This is a genomic window from Veillonella sp., from assembly GCF_032470285.1.
GTDB lineage: Bacteria > Bacillota > Negativicutes > Veillonellales > Veillonellaceae > Veillonella.
Genome location: NZ_JAWEKP010000001.1, coordinates 91519 through 113039, shown reverse-complemented (window position 1 = coordinate 113039; position 21521 = coordinate 91519). Strand labels below are relative to the sequence as shown.

Sequence of the window (21521 nt, the reverse complement as noted above, 5' to 3'; positions counted from 1 at the left end):
TTATAACACATATTGTAGGCCATCAATACAGCACCGAACGGTATTTCTCGTACTTTCTTCACACCAGCTTATACTATATTGTGGGTATAATTCTGCAAAATATAATACATTTCGATTATTAAGCCCTCGCACCTTAGATGTTAAGCGTCTCGGATAAGAAATAACAATATTATGCTGTACTGCACTACCATTATTCCTAATATAATTTGTTCTATCATTATTAGTGTTATCTATACATCCACTATTATCAACATTAACTCTACTTAATTTTAAGCTTCCATAAGTAGCATCTTCAATTAAACTAAAACAATCATTACTTATTAAGTACTTATACTGAGATACATGCTCATCAATACAACGTTCAATTCGCTGCTTATACTGTTCGTTCACAACCAGCTCCCCCATAGCGGGCTCATATGGCCCCGCTACTAAGCTATTCCTGGAATCTAATTCTTCTGTACTTTGTAAACCCGTGCGAATGACTTCAATACCATGCTGTTCAAACCAATCTTTTAAAAATGAACAATACTGTATAGCTAGCTCAGTACTTAGTGGTTCATATTCTCCAGCTCTATACTGGTCGGCTAGCTCTGTATTTTCTATAACTAGTACGGGATAGATACGTACAAAATCAGGTTGTAATGCGACTACCGCAATGGCCGTTTCTATTATTGTTTGCCAGGTCTCACCTTTTAGTCCTGGTAAAAGTTGAACTCCAACGGTCATATCATGCTGTTTTAATCGTGCAACAGCCTCTACTACCTCTTGTGCCGTGTGACCCCTCTTAGCATCGACTAAAATACCATCATTCATAGACTGCACGCCAAGTTCTACAGTTTTTACTCCATAAGACTGTAATAATGTAATCGCTTCATCACCTACAGCATCAGGTCTTGTAGAGCAACGTATGCCATCAATGATTCCCCGTTGAAGCATTTCATAGGCAGGCATTAATAATTTATGTTGTAAATCTTTAGGAATAGCCGTAAATGATCCCCCATAAAAGGCAACCTCCCAAAACTTCTCGCACCGTTTTGTGCCTACATAGTCTTTAATTGTTTGTTGTATATATTCTGGAGTTAGGTGACTAATACCAGATTGGCCCGTAATACGAGATTGATTACAAAATGTACACACATAAGGACAACCTACGTGAGGTATAAAAAAGGGAATCATACCAAATGGTTTCATAGACACCTCCTCTTCTTATGCAAAAATTATTACTCATCTACTATTTTATAAATTATTACTCACATACTATTATACAGAAAAAAGCGCCATTCGGCGCTTTTCTATTTATCAGCCATCAACTTTTCTAAAGTCAATTGAGCCGCATGTTGTTCTGCAATTTTTTTACTTTTACCAGAGCCGGCCTCGTAAGTAACACCATTGATTTCAACCTCCATAAGGAAGGTTTTAGCATGGTCGGGACCACTTTCACTGAGCAAATGATAGACAATATGTTTATCCCCATCTCTTTGCACATATTCTTGTAATAATGTCTTATAATCTTTGCCCCGCTTACCTTCTAAGGCTTGCATGATATAAGTAGTTAAATGTTTTAAAACGAAGACCATAGCTGTTTGATAATCTGTAGAAATATAAATAGCACCGATGAGAGACTCAAAGGTATCCGCTAATATAGAGTTTCGATCATTACCACCGGAAGCGCATTCTCCATGACCGAGCAATAAATATTGTCCTAGTTGCAAAGAACGGCTCACAGATGCTAAAGAATCTTCACACACTGTAGCGGCCTTAATTTTCGTTAAATTACCTTCAGCCATATCTGGATATGTCTTAAATAGGTATTCCCCAATAATAAGATCCAAAACAGCATCGCCTAAAAACTCTAATCGCTGATTGTGATGAATATGCTTTGATTTATGTTCATTCGCATAAGAAGTATGTGTAAAAGCACAATCTATAATGGATATATCTGACACAGGTATGTCTAAACGAGCAACAAGCTCATGAAGAGATTCTTCACGAGCTTGTGTTATCTTACTCTTATGCGTTTCGATAGTAACCATTAAGCTTCATAACGGCGAATGCAAAGTGTACCGTTATGACCACCAAAACCGAAAGAGTTAGAAAGTGCACATTTTACTTGAAGTTCACGTGCGCCTTCACGAACATAGTCCAGATCCAAACCTTCATCAGGATTGTCACAGTTAATTGTAGGGTGAACTTTACCAGTTTCAATCGCCATTGCCATTACGATAGTTTCAATAGCACCAGCAGCCCCCAATAAGTGACCTGTCATGGATTTAGTAGAGTTAACAGCGATATTTTTAGCGTGATCGCCGAACAATTCTTTAATAGCCAATGTTTCATTTTGGTCATTAAGGCCAGTAGATGTACCATGAGCATTGATGTAGTTAACGTCTTTAGGATCAATACCTGCATCTTTAATTGCTAATTCCATACATTTACGAGCTTGAACACCACCTGGAGCTGGTGCAGTGATATGGTAAGCATCACCATTGCTACCATAGCCCACAACTTCAGCATAGATATGCGCACCGCGTGCTTTTGCGTGTTCTAATTCTTCAAGAACTACGATACCAGCACCTTCACCCATTACGAAACCATCACGGTCACGGTCAAATGGACGGGACGCCTTTGTTGGCTCATCATTGCGTGTAGACATAGCTTTCATAGCCGCAAAACCAGCTACAGCAGCCGGAGATACCGCAGCCTCAGTACCACCAGCAAACATCACATCAGCATCTCCACGTTGGATGATACGGAATGCATCGCCAATCGCATTTGTACCAGAAGTACAAGCAGTTACGTCTGTAATAACTGGACCTTTAAGACCAAGGCGAATAGATACGCGTGCAGATGTCATATTTGCAATCATCATAGGTACTGCAAATGGACTTACACGGCCAGGACCTTTTTCGAATAATGTTTCATACACCTCATGGATAGAGTCAATGCCGCCTATACCTGTACCAACTACAGTACCACAGCGATCTAAATCTGCTTTATCTAAATCAAGATCAGCATCTTCACAAGCAAGAACAGCTGCACCGATAGCAAATTCTACAGAACGGTCCATACGACGAGCTTCTTTCTTGTCTACCCCATAGTTTGTAATATCAAAGTCTTTTACTTCACCCGCAATGCGTGTTGCATAGTCAGATGCGTCAAAGCGTGTAATCGGCCCAATACCAGATTGACCTGCCAATAACGCATTGTAGAAGTTCTCTTTACCGATACCTACAGGAGTCACTGCCCCTAAGCCAGTAATTACTACACGTTTTTCCAATTATTCCACCTCTTATAGCTATACAGCCCTTTAAATTAATCAATCTCTGCTACTTGCTGTTTTAATTGAGCAAAGATATCTTTAACTGGCATAATCCTATCGACTTTTCTCATATTATTGCCAGAGAACACCAACCCCGTTTCCACATCACCTTGTTGTGCGCGAGAAAGAGCACGGATAATGCAGAATTTATGGGAACAATGTTTTAAACAGTTATCACACACCGTTGGAGGCGCTACAGTACCATCTAAAACAGATTCAGCAAATTTGTTTTTTATTGCTTGACCAGGCAAACCAACAGGACTTTGAATCAATACTATATCCTCAGGGTTTGTAGCTCGTACATACATTTTTTTCAATTCATCAGATGCATTACATTCATCAGAAGCAGCAAAACGGCTACCCATTTGAACACCACTAGCGCCGATTTTTAACATTTCAACGATATCATGGCCATCTAGAACACCACCAGCAGCAATTACTGGAATGTTTTTTACCGCTGCTACAACTTCGGGAACGATTTCTCGAGCGGAACGATCCGTCCCCAAGTGTCCACCAGCTTCACAGCCTTCTACGATTACAGCTGCAGCACCTAAACCTTCAGAAATGCGAGCTAATTTTGCGGACGAAACAATTGGTACAATAGGAGTACCAGACTCTTTGCCCATTGCGAACATATCTCTTGAAAAACCAGCACCTGCTACTACAAGATCAATGCCTTCTTCGATGGCAGTCTTTACTAAGCCAGCAAATTGAGTTGCTGCTACCATCGCATTTATACCAATAATACCCGTAGGTGATAATTTTCTAGCTAATTGTATTTCGTATCGTAATTCATCGAAAGGCAAGCCCGATGCCGCAATAAGGCCGATACCACCTTCATTTGCAACGGCTGCTGCCAAGCGAGCTGTAGACAATCTAATCGCCATACCACCTTGAATAATAGGTACTTTGGCCACTAGATTCCCAATGCGAAGTTCAGGGAGCTTCACTATCAAATCCTCCTGTAAATAAAACCGGTTGGGAGGCCACTCGGCCTCCCGTTCGGTTGAATTGTTAGCTTTACAGCTTATTTAGCAGAATCAATATATTCTACTGTATCCTTAACGGTTTTAATTTTTTCTGCAACGTCGTCAGGGATTTCAACATTGAATTCTTCTTCAAATGCCATGATCAATTCAACGATATCTAAGGAGTCAGCGCCTAAGTCGTCGATGAATGTAGAATCAATGGTAACTTCAGCTTCATCAACGCCTAATTGTTCCACAACGATTGCTTTAACTTTATCGAAAGTGTTCATTAGTGGTTCACCTCCTTTCAAAGTGTATTTATATATAGTCTAATTTTACAACTACATTACCATGCCACCATCAACATTGATGACTTGACCCGTAATATAATTAGCAAAATCGCTAGCAAGGAATGTTACTACTGTTGCTACTTCTTCAGCATCAGCCATACGGCCCAATGGAATTTCAGTAACCATAGCTTCTTTAACTTTTTCTGGTAATACATCGGTCATATCTGTGTTGATAAAGCCTGGAGCAATAGCATTAACTGTAATACCACGGCTAGCCAATTCTTTAGCACAGGATTTAGTAAAACCAATTACGCCCGCCTTAGAAGCAGCATAGTTAGTTTGACCAGCATTACCTATAACACCTACAACAGATGTCATGTTAATAATATGACCAGAACGTTGTTTCATCATGATTTTAGATACTGCTTTAGTTACCAAGTAAACACCTTTTAGGTTAATATCGATAACAGCATCAAAATCTTCGTCTTTCATTCGCATTAACAAACCGTCACGTGTAATACCCGCATTATTCACGAGAATATCAATGTGACCAAATTCTTTATGAGCTTCTTCCACCATGGAAGCAACTTCATCAGCATTGGCTACATTAGCTTTAATTTTAATGGCTTTGCGGCCTAACGCTTGTACAGCTTCAACAGTTTCTTGCGCTGCACCTTCGCTACCGCTATAGTTTACAACAACATCAGCACCAGATTGTGCTAGATTGATAGCTACAGCGCGACCAATGCCACGGGATGCGCCAGTTACAATGGCTACTTTACCCTCTAAATGCATTTTATCGAACCCCCTTCAAAAATTCAAGCGTTTTCTCTAAGGATGCAATGTCTTCAACATTGGCTAATTCCATATCTTTGTTAATCTTTTTAGTAAAACCTGTAAGTACTTTCCCAGGCCCCACTTCAACAAAGCGAGTAACACCAAAGTTTACCATTTCAGCTACACAATCTTCCCATAAAACAGGGTTAGCGGCTTGAGTAACTAAGGACTCTTTAATGTCATTGGCATTAGTCAAAATCTTACCAGTAACATTTGCAACTACAGGAATTTGTGCATCACTCACTTGGATCTTATCCAATTCTTCCTTTAACCGAAGAGCTGCTGGTTCCATCAAACGGCTGTGGAATGGAGCACTCACCGGAAGCATTACTGCACGTTTCGCTCCTGCTTCTTTCATTTTTTCAGCTGCTGTTTCCACCGCTGCAGTTTCACCGGCAATAACGATTTGTCCAGGGCAATTGAAGTTAACTGCTTGTACAGAACCTACAGAAGCATTTACTTCTTCACAAATTTCTACAACTTGCTCACGAGGTAATGCCAAAATTGCCGCCATAGCGCCTTTACCCAATGGCACAGCTTCTTGCATATATTCACCGCGTTTATGAACTACATATACTGCGTCTTTAAAGTTCAATACACCGGCTGCTACTAGAGCACTATACTCACCAAGACTATGCCCGCCTACGATATCAGGCGTAAAGCCTTGTTCTTTTAGAATTTCATAACAAGCTACGGATGCAGTCAAAATAGCTGGTTGTGTATTTGCTGTTTTAACGAGCTCTGTATCAGGACCTTCGAAGCATAATTTACTGATGGAATAACCAAGTGCTTCGTCAGCCTCTTCAAAACGTTGTTTTACAATAGGATACGCATTATACAAATCTTGTAACATGCCTACTTTTTGAGAACCTTGACCAGGAAAAACAAATGCCGTTTTCATTAGGGGCCTCCTTATTTACTAAGACCTTGAAGATTCTTAATCACTGTTTCAGCTTCAGTCATGATATCTTTAATGATAGTTTCACATGGTTTAACATCTGTTAACATACCAGAAATTTGACCGATCATTACAGAACCTTCTTTTATATTACCATCAATAGCAGCTAAACGAAGTGTGCCAGCGCCTAATGCTTCCAATTCCTCTTTAGAACCACCACTAAATTCAAGGGATTTATATTTATGAGCTAACGCATTATCTATAATACGTACAGGATGACCTGTTGTTAAGCCAGTCATAACTGTAGCACGATCTTTTGCTTTCAATACAGCATTTTTATAATTTTCATGGGCAATACATTCTTCGGATAATACGAATCGTGTCCCCATTTGTACCGCTTTAGCACCTAATGCAAATGCCGCAGCCATACCACGACCATCTGCAATACCACCAGCAGCAATAACTGGTACATCTACAGCATCAACTACTTGAGGAATTAATGCCATAGTTGTAATATCACCTACGTGACCACCAGACTCTGTACCTTCAGCAATAATTGCATCAATACCGCCACGTAATAAGCGCTTTGCAAGTAATACTGATGCAACTACAGGAATAACTTTTGTACCAATTTCTTTCAAAGCGGGAACATAAACACCAGGATTACCTGCACCTGTAGTAATAACAGGAACACGTTCTTCCACAACTACTTCCATAACCTCTTTTACAAATGGAGACATGAGCATAATATTACAGCCAAAAGGCTTGCTAGTGCGCTCTTTTAATTTATGGATTTCATTACGGAAAATATCAGGAGGCATATGACCAGCACCAATAATCCCAAGGCCACCAGCTTCAGAAACGGCTGCCGCTAATTCTGCAGTACCGAGCCAAGCCATACCACCTTGAAAGATTGGATACTCAATCTGCAATAAATCACAAATGTCAGTCTTAATCATCTTGATGTGTCCTCCTTAATACCATTTCAAGACCAGGCTTGCCCATGTTAGGCCTGCACCAAATCCTGCAAACGCAACATTATCACCGCGTTTGAAACGTCCCTCGCGATTAGCTTCATCAAGTGCAATCGCTACAGACGCGGCAGATGTATTACCATACTTATGTAAATTAACAAAAACTTTTTCCATTGGCAGATGTAAACGTTTGGCTGCCGAATCAATAATACGAATATTCGCTTGATGAGGAATGAAGTAATCTAATTCGTTTAACTCCATACCAGCGCGTTCTAAGGATTTTAAAACCGTACGCCCCATCGTTTTAACGGCAAATTTATATACTTCAGGGCCATCCATATGAATAAATGTTAAGCCCTCTTCTACGCGTTGATCATTTGCCACCACAGCAGTGCCACCTGCAGGAATGCAAAGCGCTGGTCCGCCAGTGCCATCGGCGCCCATGTCAATACCTTTAATGCCATAGCCTTCAGGTACTTCAGATACTACTGCAGCCCCAGCACCATCACCAAAGAGGATACATGTACCACGATCATTCCAGTTTACTCGACGGGAAAGAATTTCCGCCCCCACGACGAGTACTTTTTTATAAATACCAGAACTAATATAACTAGCGGCAGTAATCAATCCATATACAAACCCAGAGCATGCCGCTTGTAAATCATAGGCTGCAGCGTTTTTGGCACCTAAGTTCGCTTGCAATACACAAGCTGCCGAAGGAATAATCATATCTGGTGTTAAGGTAGCAAAGATAATCATGTCGATTTCCTCTGCAGTGACATTAGCCATTTGCATAGCTTTTTTTGCTGCCTCTGTCGCCATATAGGATGTATTCATACCTTCCGGTGCAATGCGTCGTTCTTCTATACCCGTACGCTCTCTAATCCATTGATCATTGGTATCAACCATTTTTTCAAGATCAAAGTTTGTTACTACATTGTCAGGAAGGAAGCTCCCAGTACCAATGATTCCTACAGGTTTATTCATCATAGTCATACTTTAAGGCTCCTTCAATATCCATCGTTTCTCTTATGTGTTGAATAATTTTACGCTCTACTAAATCACTAGCAATTTCAATAGCAGTTTTTATTTCTTTTGCTTTAGAACTACCATGAGCAATCATGAATACCCCATTAACTCCTAAGAGCGGAGCACCACCATTTTCTGTGTGATCCAAACGTTTTGCCATCTTTTTCAAAGCTGGTTTTACAAGCATAGCTCCTATCTTGGCGAAAATACTTCCTGCCATGATGCTATCCTTTACTAATTGCGTAAGACCTGTTACTAAACCTTCCGCAAATTTAAGTACCACATTGCCTACGAAGCCATCACATACGACAACATCAACGGCACCTTTAGGAATATCACGACCTTCAATATTTCCTTTAAAATTGATAGTCTTCATACCCTCCAAAATCGGATATGTCGCCAATACGACATCGTTCCCCTTTGTGGCCTCTTCACCAATATTTAACAATCCCACAGTAGGATTTTCTTTTCCTAATAAAAGCTTAGCATATTCAGACCCCATTAAAGCACCTTGTACAAGATGTTTAGGTTTACTATTAGAATTTGCACCAGAGTCTAACATAACTGTTATACCACTTACCGTTGGCATTGGAGTTGCAATGACAGGGCGATCAATGCCCTTAATGCGACCAAGACCAAACAAAGCCGCTGCAACAGCAGCTCCCGTACTACCTGGAGCAATTACAGCATCACAACGATTATCGCGAACCAACGAAGTAGCGACCACAACAGATGCATCTTTTTTCTTGCGCAATGCTTGACCTGGATGTTCATCCATGCCGATTACCTGGCTAGCATGATGTACAGAAATACGTGGATTCTTAGCTTCATTATTAGCTTCTAATATATCAAAAATTTGCTGCTCATCGCCGACGAGCACCACTTCAATGTGTTGATTTGCTCGTACGGCTTCAATGGATCCAAGTACAGTCTCCATTGGAGCAAAGTCGCCACCCATGGCGTCTATTGCAATTTTCATAATTTACACCCTATTCTCTACGGATTCCATAATAAATTTTGCGCGAAACACTTCTTTTATTTTATCTCTTATTATAACCCAAATAAAGAACTTATTACCTCGGCGACGAACAATTTCTGCTTTCGCTACCAAATTAGTACCAGATCCTACCGGGTTCTTATATTTTATATTTCCAACTTCCGCAGAGCAAACAGTCGTCCCCATAACCACTTTTGCAAGGGAATTTGCTTGAGCATATAAATACTGCGGTTCTACATATCCGAATTGATCTTCCATATCAGCCGTAGTACGCAACATAGATAATGCTTGGTGCCCCTCGGTGACATCAATCAATTCGCCAACCACTTCATATGATACATGTTCTGCCATTTCATGTGATTGACCTGTAGCCATAACACGAATACGTTCACGCAATTCAGGAATACCCAATTCTAGTCGATCGAGACGAATTGTTGGCACACTTACACCAAAGTGTGTTGCCAATTCTTCATCAGTAAGAAATGGCGTAATATTCAGTTTTTCTTGTAACTGCTTCTGGCGCTCTTGCTTCTTTAACCGACTCATGGGACCACCTTTTATGACCTATGGGACCACCTTTTATGACCTAGTATTAATATTACATCCTAAGTATATACAATAATTCCCTTATTGGCAAGACTTTTCATACATATAGTAAGATATTTTCATAGCATATACAAAATATAGTTGTTTTTTTATATTTTAGTATTATTGTTTATAAAAAATAAAAATGTGTCACCATTTTATAGAATAATCTTACTATAAAATAGTGACACTTGCTATTGATAACAAAATATATAAAAATATGAGTGTATATTTTGAAAGCATATAAAAAAGACGCCTACAAAGTAGGCGTCTCTCTCTGCTCACATATTAAGCATTAGCTACTACTTGTTCACCTTTATAGTGACCACATGTAGGGCAAACACGATGAGGCATCTTAGGTTCGTGGCATTGTGGACATGCTACATAACCAGGAGCTTCTAATTTCCAATTAGCACGACGACGATCGCGACGGCATTTAGACAATCTACGTTTAGGTACTGCCATTATCTGCACCTCCTTAGTACAATCATTAGGATAATCTATCATCTTTCTCATCAAGCAAAGCACGTAACTCTGCAAATCGAGGATCCACCACAAAGGATTCACAAGAACAAGGTGAAACATTTAAATTTGCTCCGCAATGAACGCACAATCCTTTGCAATCATCCTGACATAACACTTGAGAGGGCTCATTGATGATTAATGTATCCCTAATTAGTTCAGTTAAGTCAATTTCTTCTCCATCAAAAGAATTCACATCATCTGCAGCATCTCGACAATCACTAAAGATTTCCTCAAAGAAATCTTTTCGATAATGTTCTGTGGTATTTAAACAACGGGAACAATCATAATCGCCTTTAGACTGAATCGAACCTTGAACGATGTAATTTTGACCATCAAACCAAAACTCACCACTAATGGTTATATCATGACGGCTCCAAGGAAAAGCAGTTACGTCACCAAGCTCAGAGGCTGATATCGTATAGCTATAAGGAAATTTCTTTCCTATATGTTCTTTTGCTTGCTCTACTTGCAGTTTCATAATCTTACCTCGACTCATAATATTATAAACATGACATGGTGCTTTGTCAAATAAAAAAGACTATCTCAAGTGGACTCAAGATAGCCTTTTGGTAAGTCAATTACATTTTTTCGAATTGGTCTTTACCAACACCGCAAATTGGGCAAACATAATCAGCTGGTTGATCTTCGAATTTTACGCCTTCAACAGCTTCGTCATAAACCCAACCACATACTACGCATACATATTTTTCCATGTGTATTTCCTCCTTCACTTGAAAATTATTGTTTAATGTTTATCTTTAATTAATTCAGATACTCTATCTGTAATGTAGTATATCAAAGACATCGAAACTTTTCAATACTCATTTTCTTATTTTCTCATTTTTTATAATATTTAATAATCATAGATACTATGCGGTTTTCTACTACTTAACTCATTTGAAATATATTATCATTTAGTTTTTTTATCTTTAGACTACTGCTGAATATTTTATTTTAATCTAATAATTGGAAATTAATTTTGAAAGCATATTGTTTAAATAAATAACTATAATAACCTTATCTAAGGTGTACATAATTACTATATTATACTATTATATAGAGAAGAGATTATGTGACTACATATAATCTCCAAATAATATTACGCTTAATCTCTTTAGTATATAAGTATATACTGATGAATATTCTTGACTTTATTAATACTCTAATTTTATATAAGAAAATAAAATCATTCTTATATAAAATTCTCCTATAAAGGTATAATAAAGTTTCAGTAAATTTAATTATTATCATAGGAGGCTTTATGAGAACAGCGTTAACACAACTTTTACAAATCGAATACCCTATCATCCAAGGTGCTATGGCCTGGGTATCTGAACACAAACTAGTTGCTGCCGTAGCTAATGCAGGTGCTACAGGTGTAATTGCTCTTGGTGGTCGTGATGCAGAATGGACGCGCAACGAGATTCGTGCCTGTAAAGACTTAACGGATAAGCCTTTCGGAGTCAATCTCATGTTAATGGCTCCCAATAAAGACGAATTAGTGGATGTTATCATTGAAGAAAAGCCTGCATTTGTAACACTTGGAGCAGGCAATCCTGTACCATATATTAAACCATTGCAAGATGCAGGCATTAAAGTTATCCCTGTTGTTCCATCTCTAAAACTTGCTAAACGTATTGAAGAAGCTGGTGCTGATGCAATTATTATTGAAGGTATGGAAGCTGGTGGACATATTGGTAGCCAAACAACCATGTCCTTGATGGAAAATATTTTACCTGAGATTTCCATTCCTGTTGTTGTAGCAGGCGCTATCGTAGATGGTCGTGGTATTGCAGCAGCATTGTTGATGGGTGCTGAGGGTGTACAAATGGGTTCCCGTTTTTTGTTAGCTGAAGAATGCCAAGCCCACATAAATATGAAAGAAGCAATTATCAAAGCCACAGATACAGACTCTGTTGTAACGGGTCTCCTCTCCGGTCACGGTGGAGTACGTAGCTTGAAAAACGAATTCACTTCACGTTACTTAGCTGCCGAAACAGATGGTGTTACTACCCCTGAAGAACGCACCAAAATGTCCCAAGGCACTAACAAACGTGCTGCTATCGATGGTGATGTTGTAAATGGTGCTGTACAAGTTGGACAAGGTTTAAACCGACTTACTACTATTGAACCTGCTCACACTATAGTACAAACAGTAATGAACGAAGCTATCATGTCTATTCGTAAAGCACAACGTCTTATTGAAATCGTATAGTTAATAAATTAGGAGTTCCTTATGTTACCATTTCACGGAAAATACCCCAAATTAGATCCCAAAAGTTGTGTTATGCCTGGTGCAGAACTTGCAGGTGATGTTGAACTAAAAGAATATGCTTCCATTTGGCAAAACTGTGCACTTCGCGGTGATGTAAATAAAATTGTAGTAGGTCGCTATTCTAATGTACAGGATAACTCTGTATTACACGTTGATGATGACAGGGCTTGCATTCTTGGAGATTATGTAACAATTGGCCATGGTGCAATAGTACACGCTAGTACCATTGAAGATAATGTATTAGTTGGAATGGGCGCTATTGTATTGAGCGGTTGTCATATTGGCTCTGGCTCTATTATTGCTGCTGGTGCAGTCATAAAGGAGAACACTGTAATTCCACCTAATTCTTTAGTTGTTGGAATCCCAGCTCGCATAGCTCGTACAGATGAAACGCAAATCGAACGTATTCACAATCAAGCACTAAAATATAAACACTTGTGGACTGTAGAATATGGCATGCTTCCTGATGCGGGTGGCGAGGAATACGATAAGAACGCAAAAATCGTATAATTACATATACATTAAAAGCGGATAGTTGATTAATTCAACTATCCGCTTCTTTTCTATATATTATATTTACTTTTATTAACTATTATTTATTGCTACTTAGCGCTATTTAATTTTGATTGAATGATTTGCTCTACCATAAGAGCTGTCCCCATTGTTAAAGCTATAGGAAACAACATCTCTACAGAGAAACGAGATAATTCAAGCATAAATACACAAGATGTCAAAGGCATTTTTTGTGCAAGGCCTAAGAATACTACGGCCCCCACAAAAGCAGACATTCCCAAAGATACTGGCGCTATAGCAATAGCCCATACGGTACCAAATACGATTCCCAAAGTACTACCTAACATCATAGATGGTGTAATACGACCACCATATGCACCAGCGGTCAAAGCAAGTAAAACAGCTACCCATTTGGATCCAAATAAACCCAATGCATATGTCCATGTGATATCGTTCGTAAAAGTCAACTCATTGCCTGCTTTACCATTTCCAAGAATTTCAGGAAAATACATAGCTAAAACACCAATTAGTGTAAATGCTACGATAGAAATAGGAATCATTATGGGACTACTACGGTGAATAGCGGGTAGCTTACTTTGTGTAATATTAAATAAAACAACACCAATTGCAATAATAGCGCCTAAAACGATAGAAAACTCTACATAATGACTTCCCAAACTGGGTTGTGCCATTGTATATTGAATGACATCTCCTACGCCAGCTTGTCGCGTCACAAATGTAGCCAAGCCACAACATAAAAGGGCTGCACTCATAGCGCGTACATTCCAAGTAAGAAGCAAAGTTTCTAATGTAAAAATTGTCGCAGATAATGGTGAATTATAAACTGCAGCTAGGCCAGCGCCTGCAGCACATGCAATTAATAATTGACGGTCTTCTTGTTTTATATCAAAATGTTTAACTAAAAAGGTGGTAATACCAGCACTAGCCTCACGTGGTGCAACTTCTCGACCTAATGGAGAACCAATACCTACCGTAATTATTTGCAGTGTTGCATGTAAAACAGTAGTAATTGGATTCATATCCATTTTAACAGAAACTGCCGTTTTTATATCTACAACGCCTTTACCATATCTATGAATCAAAACCCAACCTACGCCACCTATCACGCCACAGACGATTAAAGGTATCAATCGTTCTACTGGTGATACTCGGGCCACAGCTGCACCAAAGCTCAAATGATCAGAAGAGGAATAATTATATACGAAATGTTGGATTCCATGTAATAAATGCGTATAGGAAGCTCCTACTAACCCCGCTATAAAGCCAACTATAATAATGAGACCTATAAATCGTTTATCAAATATCATATTTACTCCATTGCTAATATAATTTCCCCAGTCGCTAATGTCTTTTTAACATCAATGATGCGCTGATTTGAGGAACCTCTGAAGCGCAATGCAGGGTCCTTAAGTTCATCTACAAAGCGGCCATCTACGAGAATGTCAATTTCTTGTAATAAGGCACTTCGTAACTCATCTTCTAAGATATCATCTATTTCATAGCCTGAATAGGCCCAAATCTTCTTTTCTGGCTCCGCTGCACGAACAGCTCTCACCACCGGTAATAAGCCTTGTACATTTTGAAATGGCTCCCCACCTAATAATGTTAAGCCTGAACATGTAGGATTCTTCACATAGGAAACTACTAAATCTGTCTCAGCTTGCGTCCACACCTTACCGGCATTAAAATCTTGGTATTCTTCGTTAAAACAATTATAACAACAATGTGTACACCCTGTTACAAATATAGATGTACGAATCCCTTCTCCATTGGCAATATCATATTGTCTTATTTGCCCATATCTCATCATAACCTCCATAGTAGTGCCTATCAACTTTGATTAACACTATATAGATATATTTCAATTTCTCATATATACAGTAAAAGCTGTGCCTTAGGCACAGCTTTTACCATTTACAGAACTATCGTATTTAGAATTAAAATCGTATCTATTAAAATATCCACATCATTAGATATCTATGATAATTATATTAATCTATATAACAGTTTATCTTAATATATAGAATAATTATTAAAACTATACCTCTAATAATCTTAAATGTGCATTACACGATCTTTAATTTCCTTTGTGCGCCCTTCATTCCAGAAGTTTTCACCAAGATATCCACAAGTACGACGGATAACAGTTAATTTATCGCGATTTGTATTGTGACAACGAGGGCATTCCCACTCGTTATGTTCATTTACCTTAATTTCTCCATCAAAGCCACATTCGTGACAATAGTCAGACTTGGTATTAAATTCAGCATAAGAAATATGATCATAAATATATTGAATCATCGTCAAAACAGCTGGAATATTATTAGTCATATTAGGAATTTCCGCATAGGAAATACAGCCACCTGTAGATTTCTTTTGAAACTCAGATTCAAAAGAAAACTTGTCAAATACATTAATCTCTTCTCGTACGCTTACATGATAACTATTAGTATAATAACCTTTATCCGTAATATCCTCAATAATACCAAAACGAGCGCGATCCAAAGAAGAGAATCGATGGGTTAAACTTTCAGCAGGTGTACCATATAATGCGAACCCCATGTTATGTTTAACTCGCCATTCATCAACAGCTGCATTTAAACGATCCATAATCTTCATCGCAAAAACGCGACCTTTCTCGCCCGTATTCGATTCACCGGTAATTAAGCGAGTTGCTTCATAAATACCAATATATCCCAAGGAAATAGTCGCATAGCCGCCAGTCAAGAATTTAGCAATTTTCTCGCCTTTTTTAAGTCTTGCAATGGCACCGTGTTGCCAATGGATTGGCGACACATCGCTCACTACGTCCTTAAGTAATTCATAACGAAGCATTAGAGCTTTTTCTGCTAACTCAAGTCGTTTATCTAAAATTTCAAAATATCGTTCTTCACTACCTCGGGCTAGAATGCCGATTTGAGGTAAGTTCAAGCTTACTACACCAATGTTAAAACGTCCATCAAACTTGTATTCACCATTTTCATCCTTCCAAGGAGATAAGAAGGATCGACAGCCCATAGGACTAAAGACATTACCTGAGTAGTTTTCCTTCATTTTTTTCGCAGAAATATAATCAGGGTACATACGCTTAGCCGTACATTGTGCTGCCAATTCAGTTAAGTAATAGTATGGACTATCTGGTGTTACATTATGCTCATCAAGAACATAAATCAACTTAGGAAAGGCTGGTGTAATATATACATCGGCTTCGTTTTTTACACCTTTAATACGTTGGCGCAAAATTTCTTCTGTAATAAGAGCCGCTTCCTTCGCGTATTCATAGTCTGGTTGGAAATACATAAATAATGTAACAAATGGAGATTGACCATTTGTGGTCATCAATGTATTGATTTGGTATTGAATAGTTTGGATACCATCTTTAACCTCTTTACGCGTACGTTTCCACGCTATTTCACGAGCCTTTTCCATATTAGGCTCCATGCCGTAAATCTCAACTTGCTCTTCAATAACATTATTGAGGATTTTTTCATAAGATTTACGTACAAATGGTGCCAAAATACGGTCAATACCATTAATACTTTGACCACCATATTGACCAGATGCTACTTGTGCAATGATTTGTGTTGTTACAGTACAAGCAACTTGGAAAGACTTAGGTGTATCGATTTTCTTACCATTGATTACTGTGCCATTTGTAAGCATATCTTCCAAATTAATCAAGCAACAGTTAAACATAGGTTGAATAATATAATCCATATCATGGAAGTGGATAGCTCCACTATCATGGGCTTCCAAAATATCGGTAGGAATCAATTTACGACGAGCAATATCCTTAGATACTTCACCAGCAATTAAATCCCGTTGGGTAGATACAATAGCAGCATCCTTATTAGAATTTTCATCAAGAACACTGATATTACTACGATCTAATAAACCAATTACATCATCATCAGTTGTATTTTGACGGCGTTTAAAAGCTTGAACAGCTTTGTAACCTTCATAGGCACGTGCCGTTGCAGGATTATGATACTCAATCAACTTATAATACACTTGATCTTCAATAGCATAAATTGTCATGTCTTTTTGAAGCTTAGTAGCATATTCCTCAATTTCATTTGCAATACGCTGTGCCAAGCCCTCTTCGTACAACCCAGTACTACTATGTTCAGCTTTTTCAATAGCCAAAGCAATCTTGTTTTTGTCGAATGGTACCTTCGTGCCATCACGCTTAATGACCTGCAACATATTGGCAACCTCCCCATCTTGTTACTGCCAAAATATATGTTAAGAAGTATAAAAAGTATGTCTAATCACACTTTTTATAAATTTAAATGTAAAAATGTAAAGAATTATTAGAAAACCCCTCTATTTTTACTGCCTTCTCAGTATACTATATATGGTGGTTGTTTTCAACCCTAAATACAATATAAAGTAAAAATAGGTCCCTCTATCTATGTCAATATGACATGGATAAAAGAACCTATATAAATTATAATGCAAAGCCAAATAGACGAGTTAAGAAATTACCCTTTTTCCCCACCCAACTAGATGGGACAGAAGGATAAAATGTGCGATTAGCTAAGAGGTCGCGTTCATTAAGATGGATATTTGGCAACAAATCTTTTTTATACGTATTGTCTAATTCAGAAATTGCTTCCACATAACCTTGGTACGCCTCAACATCATAGCCATCGCTGTAACCAGTACCAAAGAAATGAATTAAACCATTTCGATATAATTCAATAGCCCTATCATAGTTAGCGTTACCATGATCAAAAGATGCCATATTACATTGAATCAAAATACCTCTATCAACCCATGCTAGTAATTGTTCAGGTTTAGTAAATAATTGTCCATAAGTTTCTACTTCACTAATAATAGGTACAAGCCCCATATCTAGTAGACTTAATAACCACGCATTAATATGATGCACTTTGCTATTTTGTGGAAGAGCAACTAATATAAAATGGCTATCTCCCAACGTATATTGATTGCGATGAGAAGCTATATATGCAACCATTTCATCACAAAGCATTACGCGAGCTCCACTGTGAATAGTTATATCTACTTGTTGCTCCTTAACCATAACTTTTACTTCATTAACTAAAGAGTTTATAGCATTCCATGTGTTCAGCTCCATAGATACTGTTACATCAGGCGTACTAAAAATATCTGTAATACCTTGTTCAGACAAGGACTTAATCATTTTTACTGATTCTGCCATTGTTTGAGGCCCTTGTGGACCTAACACAGCTGGCAAAATGCAACCATGTAAATCAACCACGCGACTCATAATCTTTCCCTTCTACTTTCGATTCTCTTTTCAAAAATCGACCTCTTCTATAAAGTTCATGTTCTTCTCATTTAAGTTTATAATTCATTTTATATTCACGATTATAACAAGGGACCTGTCGCTTGTATAGTGGTTTTTCTATAAAAATAAATAAATTATTATATGTTCATTTAATACAATTTTTATATATTCATTTATTCTTCATAAAATATGACCCATAATCTCTACAATTATGAGTCATATTTTACACATTATTATATTAATAATTATTTAATTTTTAAATGTACTTTTATCTTTTATCATGACTAATATAATAAGTTAATTTCACTACCGATATACCGATGATTATACCAACTGTATCAATCAGTACATCAGACAGTTGAGAGCTGCGTCCTAGAGAAAATAATTGTATAAATTCATCTAGACTAGCTATTACTATACCCACTCCTATTGTTTTTACTACTGTGCCATATTCAATATAGCGGCGTAGAACTACATATAAAACACCACCAAGGATTGTGAACTCTGTAAGGTGGGCTAATTTTCGAATAATCCTATTTAAGGCCCATATATTTCCGTAAAAGCCTAATTTATTAGCTATAGGGGCAATCCACTTTGCAAAAATAAGACTAAACCCATCAGAGGTTCCTCCATTTTGCAAGGAATTATCCCATATAAAAAACACAATTAGACATAACACAATATATAGTATCCAACGTTTCATACTACTCTCCTAAACGCCACAATACATATAGCTGTATTAATCTCTATCAAAAATATCTCGTGTATAAACTTTATCTTTTACACCTTCTAAGCTACTATCCCAGCGATTAGCTACAATAACATCACTGACACGCTTAAAGTCTTCAAAATTACGAATAACTGGCGAATTAAAGAAATCTTCTGCATCTAGTGTAGGTTCATATACTACCACAGCAATCCCTTTCGCCTTAATACGTTTCATAACACCTTGAATGGCTGATGCTCTAAAATTATCAGAGTTCATCTTCATGGTCAAGCGATAGATACCAACAATTTTCGGATTTTTAGCAATAATAGTATCTGCCACATGATCTTTACGTGTTCTATTCGCATCGACAATGGCAGAAATTAAGTTTTGTGGTACATCATTATAGTTAGCTAATAATTGCTTTGTATCTTTTGGCAAGCAATAACCACCATAACCAAAGGAAGGATTATTATAAAAATCTCCAATACGAGGATCTAAACAAACCCCCTTGATGATTTGACTTGTGCTAAGGCCACGTACTTCAGCATAGGAGTCTAACTCATTGAAATACGCTACACGTAATGCTAAATACGTATTAGCAAACAATTTAATTGCTTCCGCTTCCGTAGAATCAGTATATAATTGTGGAATATTTTCTTTAATAGCACCTTCCGCTAGTAATTGGCCAAAACGACGTGCTCTGTCAGAATCCTCGCCCACAACAATACGGGATGGATGTAAATTATCGTATAAGGCTTTACCTTCACGCAAGAATTCTGGCGAGAAAATTAAATTCTCCGTATTAAATTCTTTACGCATTTGTACCGTATAGCCTACCGGTACAGTTGATTTAATAATCATTACTGCATCAGGATTAATCTCTAGCACAGTTTTAATGACTTGTTCAACAGAAGATGTATCGAAAAAGTTTTTTTGAGGATCATAATTTGTAGGTGTCGAAATGATAACATAATCTGCACTGTTAAAAGCTTCTACTGGGTCAAGTGTAGCTTTGAAGTTTAACTCCTTAGTAGCTAAATATTCTTGCAATTCAGCATCTACAATAGGTGTCTCTTTGCGATTTAACATATCTACTTTTTCCGGGATGATATCGAGGGCTACTACTTCATTATGTTGAGCTAATAACACACCATTGGAAAGGCCTACATAACCTGTACCAGCAATTGCAATTTTCATTTATTTGCCCTCCATCATATAGAAATCTTTATACCATATGGCAAAACGCTTTAACCCTTCTCGTAAGGTTGTATTAGGTTTAAAGCCAAAATCTGCTTCTAACGCACTTGTATCAGCATATGTAACAGGCACATCCCCTGGTTGCATGGGTACTAATTCTTTATGCTCCTCAAAATTATAATCTTCTGACAATACGCCAGCAGAAACCAATTCCTCTGAAAGAATGCGCACAAAATCAAGTAAATTTTCTGGGTTGCTATTGCCGATATTATAAATAGCGTACGGTGGAACCGGCAAGCCATCCGCACCATTGCGACGCTCTGGTGCAGTAGACATAACCTTAGAAACGCCTTCTACGATATCATCGATATAGGTGAAATCACGCTTACAATTGCCGTAGTTAAAAATTTTAATTGTCCCACCATTACGTAATGTATTTGTAAAACCAAAGTATGCCATATCTGGACGACCTGCAGGGCCGTATACAGTGAAGAAACGAAGCCCTGTGCTAGGGATGTTATATAATTTAGCATACGAATAAGCCAATAACTCATTTGACTTTTTTGTAGCTGCATAAAGAGATACAGGATTATCTACTTTATCATCTATAGAGTATGGGATTTGTTTATTTGCACCATATACAGAAGAAGATGATGCATACACTAAATGCTCTACACCTCTTTCACCATCGTCATAAGAATGACGACAAGCTTCTAGAATATTATAAAATCCAATAATATTAGACTCGATATAGGCGTCGGGGTTAGTGATAGAGTAACGAACCCCTGCTTGAGCTGCTAGATTCACTACAACTCGTGGTTTATAGATAGCAAAAATTTCATCAACAAAGGACTTATCTGCAATATTCCCTTTTTTAAAAATCCATATATTCTTATTATCTTTGCTAAGTTCATCAATCTGTTGCAATCGATACTCTTTCAATGCTACATCATAGTAATCATTAACAGAATCTATGCCAATAATTTGAGTCCCTTCTGCTTCAGATAGTAAGGACATAACTAGATTAGCCCCTACAAATCCAGCGGCACCCGTTACAAGGATTACCGTGTTGTTTAAATCTACATTTTTTGAAAGCATATGTACTCCTT

The 21521-nt window shown here is 37.8% G+C and carries 23 protein-coding genes; 2 read left to right on the top strand and 21 right to left on the bottom strand.

Features of this window, described 5'->3' with window-relative positions; genetic code table 11:
* From E7B10_RS00530 to E7B10_RS00465, 14 genes are all read right to left on the bottom strand, one after another.
* Window positions 1-1191 carry an elongator complex protein 3 gene (locus E7B10_RS00530; protein ID WP_287510744.1) on the bottom strand — a complete coding sequence of 397 codons (1191 nt, stop codon included), beginning with the start codon at window positions 1189-1191 and terminating at the stop codon, window positions 1-3.
* A 101-nt stretch (window positions 1192-1292) separates the two neighbouring features.
* The gene (rnc, locus tag E7B10_RS00525) at window positions 1293-2033 is read right to left on the bottom strand and encodes a ribonuclease III (protein ID WP_287507843.1); all 741 of its coding nucleotides are present in this window, start codon (window positions 2031-2033) and stop codon (window positions 1293-1295) included.
* Window positions 2033-3277, bottom strand: coding sequence for a beta-ketoacyl-ACP synthase II (gene fabF / locus E7B10_RS00520; RefSeq protein WP_004693446.1), 1245 nt, complete (start codon window positions 3275-3277; stop codon window positions 2033-2035). The genes rnc and fabF overlap by 1 nt, the downstream gene beginning before the upstream one ends.
* 35 nt (window positions 3278-3312) lie before the next feature.
* On the bottom strand, window positions 3313-4269 hold the full coding sequence (locus E7B10_RS00515; RefSeq protein WP_004693443.1) for a nitronate monooxygenase family protein: 957 nt from the start codon (window positions 4267-4269) through the stop codon (window positions 3313-3315).
* A gap of 77 nt (window positions 4270-4346) precedes the next feature.
* Entirely contained in the window at window positions 4347-4577 is a 231-nt protein-coding gene (locus E7B10_RS00510; RefSeq protein ID WP_004693441.1) for an acyl carrier protein, read from the bottom strand.
* A 51-nt stretch (window positions 4578-4628) separates the two neighbouring features.
* The gene (gene fabG, locus E7B10_RS00505) at window positions 4629-5372 is read right to left on the bottom strand and encodes a 3-oxoacyl-[acyl-carrier-protein] reductase (protein WP_004697260.1); all 744 of its coding nucleotides are present in this window, start codon (window positions 5370-5372) and stop codon (window positions 4629-4631) included.
* 1 nt (window position 5373) lies between these two features.
* Window positions 5374-6315 carry an ACP S-malonyltransferase gene (gene fabD / locus E7B10_RS00500; RefSeq protein ID WP_004693437.1) on the bottom strand — a complete coding sequence of 314 codons (942 nt, stop codon included), beginning with the start codon at window positions 6313-6315 and terminating at the stop codon, window positions 5374-5376.
* An 11-nt stretch (window positions 6316-6326) separates the two neighbouring features.
* Window positions 6327-7271 carry an enoyl-[acyl-carrier-protein] reductase FabK gene (fabK, locus tag E7B10_RS00495; RefSeq protein WP_004693435.1) on the bottom strand — a complete coding sequence of 315 codons (945 nt, stop codon included), beginning with the start codon at window positions 7269-7271 and terminating at the stop codon, window positions 6327-6329.
* 15 nt (window positions 7272-7286) lie between these two features.
* Complete coding sequence (locus E7B10_RS00490) at window positions 7287-8282, bottom strand: beta-ketoacyl-ACP synthase III (RefSeq protein WP_012864189.1); 996 nt, start codon at window positions 8280-8282, stop codon at window positions 7287-7289.
* Window positions 8266-9294 (bottom strand): phosphate acyltransferase PlsX, encoded by a 1029-nt coding sequence (gene plsX / locus E7B10_RS00485; protein WP_004693432.1) that lies wholly within the window; start codon window positions 9292-9294, stop codon window positions 8266-8268. The genes E7B10_RS00490 and plsX overlap by 17 nt, the downstream gene beginning before the upstream one ends.
* A 3-nt stretch (window positions 9295-9297) precedes the next feature.
* The gene (gene fapR, locus E7B10_RS00480) at window positions 9298-9858 is read right to left on the bottom strand and encodes a transcription factor FapR (protein ID WP_004693429.1); all 561 of its coding nucleotides are present in this window, start codon (window positions 9856-9858) and stop codon (window positions 9298-9300) included.
* A 327-nt stretch (window positions 9859-10185) separates the two neighbouring features.
* A complete protein-coding gene (rpmF, locus tag E7B10_RS00475; protein WP_004693428.1) occupies window positions 10186-10362 on the bottom strand; it encodes a 50S ribosomal protein L32 in 177 nt (58 codons plus the stop codon).
* A 25-nt stretch (window positions 10363-10387) separates the two neighbouring features.
* The gene (locus E7B10_RS00470; protein WP_004693424.1) at window positions 10388-10900 is read right to left on the bottom strand and encodes a DUF177 domain-containing protein; all 513 of its coding nucleotides are present in this window, start codon (window positions 10898-10900) and stop codon (window positions 10388-10390) included.
* Window positions 10901-11000: 100 nt separating this feature from the next.
* On the bottom strand, window positions 11001-11135 hold the full coding sequence (locus E7B10_RS00465; protein ID WP_004693422.1) for a rubredoxin: 135 nt from the start codon (window positions 11133-11135) through the stop codon (window positions 11001-11003).
* A 548-nt stretch (window positions 11136-11683) separates the two neighbouring features.
* Between E7B10_RS00465 and E7B10_RS00460 the strand changes: the two genes are divergently transcribed.
* Entirely contained in the window at window positions 11684-12637 is a 954-nt protein-coding gene (locus E7B10_RS00460) for a nitronate monooxygenase (protein ID WP_118091479.1), read from the top strand.
* Window positions 12638-12658: 21 nt separating this feature from the next.
* A complete protein-coding gene (locus E7B10_RS00455; protein ID WP_004693416.1) occupies window positions 12659-13207 on the top strand; it encodes a gamma carbonic anhydrase family protein in 549 nt (182 codons plus the stop codon).
* Window positions 13208-13299: 92 nt separating this feature from the next.
* Here E7B10_RS00455 and E7B10_RS00450 read toward each other — a convergent pair whose 3' ends face one another.
* The 7 genes from E7B10_RS00450 to E7B10_RS00420 all read right to left on the bottom strand — a co-directional run bounded on the left by E7B10_RS00450 (window position 13300) and on the right by E7B10_RS00420 (window position 21510).
* Window positions 13300-14538 (bottom strand): chloride channel protein, encoded by a 1239-nt coding sequence (locus E7B10_RS00450; protein WP_118091478.1) that lies wholly within the window; start codon window positions 14536-14538, stop codon window positions 13300-13302.
* Window positions 14539-14540: 2 nt separating this feature from the next.
* Entirely contained in the window at window positions 14541-15038 is a 498-nt protein-coding gene (nrdG, locus tag E7B10_RS00445; RefSeq protein ID WP_118091477.1) for an anaerobic ribonucleoside-triphosphate reductase activating protein, read from the bottom strand.
* 248 nt (window positions 15039-15286) lie between these two features.
* Window positions 15287-17437, bottom strand: a complete 2151-nt coding sequence (gene nrdD / locus E7B10_RS00440) for an anaerobic ribonucleoside-triphosphate reductase (protein WP_004693410.1) — start codon at window positions 17435-17437, stop codon at window positions 15287-15289.
* 244 nt (window positions 17438-17681) lie between these two features.
* Window positions 17682-18485, bottom strand: coding sequence for a tyrosine-protein phosphatase (locus tag E7B10_RS00435; RefSeq protein ID WP_004693408.1), 804 nt, complete (start codon window positions 18483-18485; stop codon window positions 17682-17684).
* 289 nt (window positions 18486-18774) lie between these two features.
* The gene (locus E7B10_RS00430) at window positions 18775-19209 is read right to left on the bottom strand and encodes a VanZ family protein (protein ID WP_004693407.1); all 435 of its coding nucleotides are present in this window, start codon (window positions 19207-19209) and stop codon (window positions 18775-18777) included.
* 36 nt (window positions 19210-19245) lie between these two features.
* Window positions 19246-20412 carry a nucleotide sugar dehydrogenase gene (locus tag E7B10_RS00425; RefSeq protein ID WP_004696963.1) on the bottom strand — a complete coding sequence of 389 codons (1167 nt, stop codon included), beginning with the start codon at window positions 20410-20412 and terminating at the stop codon, window positions 19246-19248.
* The gene (locus E7B10_RS00420) at window positions 20413-21510 is read right to left on the bottom strand and encodes an NAD-dependent epimerase/dehydratase family protein (RefSeq protein ID WP_024061192.1); all 1098 of its coding nucleotides are present in this window, start codon (window positions 21508-21510) and stop codon (window positions 20413-20415) included.
* Between the last annotated feature and the right edge of the window lie 11 nt (window positions 21511-21521).

Bases quoted from the DNA above. Each gene is read 5' to 3' on its own strand.
- E7B10_RS00465 (WP_004693422.1), bottom strand. From the start codon at position 11,135: ATGGAAAAATATGTATGCGTAGTATGTGGTTGGGTTTATGACGAAGCT.
- E7B10_RS00460 (WP_118091479.1), top strand. From the start codon at position 11,684: ATGAGAACAGCGTTAACACAACTTTTACAAATCGAATACCCTATCATC.
- E7B10_RS00470 (WP_004693424.1), bottom strand. From the start codon at position 10,900: ATGAAACTGCAAGTAGAGCAAGCAAAAGAACATATAGGAAAGAAATTT.
- fabK (WP_004693435.1), bottom strand. From the start codon at position 7,271: ATGATTAAGACTGACATTTGTGATTTATTGCAGATTGAGTATCCAATC.
- E7B10_RS00530 (WP_287510744.1), bottom strand. From the start codon at position 1,191: ATGAAACCATTTGGTATGATTCCCTTTTTTATACCTCACGTAGGTTGT.
- fabG (WP_004697260.1), bottom strand. From the start codon at position 5,372: ATGCATTTAGAGGGTAAAGTAGCCATTGTAACTGGCGCATCCCGTGGC.
- E7B10_RS00490 (WP_012864189.1), bottom strand. From the start codon at position 8,282: ATGACTATGATGAATAAACCTGTAGGAATCATTGGTACTGGGAGCTTC.
- rnc (WP_287507843.1), bottom strand. From the start codon at position 2,033: ATGGTTACTATCGAAACGCATAAGAGTAAGATAACACAAGCTCGTGAA.
- nrdD (WP_004693410.1), bottom strand. From the start codon at position 17,437: ATGTTGCAGGTCATTAAGCGTGATGGCACGAAGGTACCATTCGACAAA.
- E7B10_RS00510 (WP_004693441.1), bottom strand. From the start codon at position 4,577: ATGAACACTTTCGATAAAGTTAAAGCAATCGTTGTGGAACAATTAGGC.
- E7B10_RS00420 (WP_024061192.1), bottom strand. From the start codon at position 21,510: ATGCTTTCAAAAAATGTAGATTTAAACAACACGGTAATCCTTGTAACG.
- E7B10_RS00450 (WP_118091478.1), bottom strand. From the start codon at position 14,538: ATGATATTTGATAAACGATTTATAGGTCTCATTATTATAGTTGGCTTT.
- fabD (WP_004693437.1), bottom strand. From the start codon at position 6,315: ATGAAAACGGCATTTGTTTTTCCTGGTCAAGGTTCTCAAAAAGTAGGC.
- plsX (WP_004693432.1), bottom strand. From the start codon at position 9,294: ATGAAAATTGCAATAGACGCCATGGGTGGCGACTTTGCTCCAATGGAG.
- E7B10_RS00435 (WP_004693408.1), bottom strand. From the start codon at position 18,485: ATGAGTCGCGTGGTTGATTTACATGGTTGCATTTTGCCAGCTGTGTTA.
- rpmF (WP_004693428.1), bottom strand. From the start codon at position 10,362: ATGGCAGTACCTAAACGTAGATTGTCTAAATGCCGTCGCGATCGTCGT.
- fapR (WP_004693429.1), bottom strand. From the start codon at position 9,858: ATGAGTCGGTTAAAGAAGCAAGAGCGCCAGAAGCAGTTACAAGAAAAA.
- E7B10_RS00455 (WP_004693416.1), top strand. From the start codon at position 12,659: ATGTTACCATTTCACGGAAAATACCCCAAATTAGATCCCAAAAGTTGT.
- E7B10_RS00430 (WP_004693407.1), bottom strand. From the start codon at position 19,209: ATGAAACGTTGGATACTATATATTGTGTTATGTCTAATTGTGTTTTTT.
- E7B10_RS00425 (WP_004696963.1), bottom strand. From the start codon at position 20,412: ATGAAAATTGCAATTGCTGGTACAGGTTATGTAGGCCTTTCCAATGGT.
- nrdG (WP_118091477.1), bottom strand. From the start codon at position 15,038: ATGAGATATGGGCAAATAAGACAATATGATATTGCCAATGGAGAAGGG.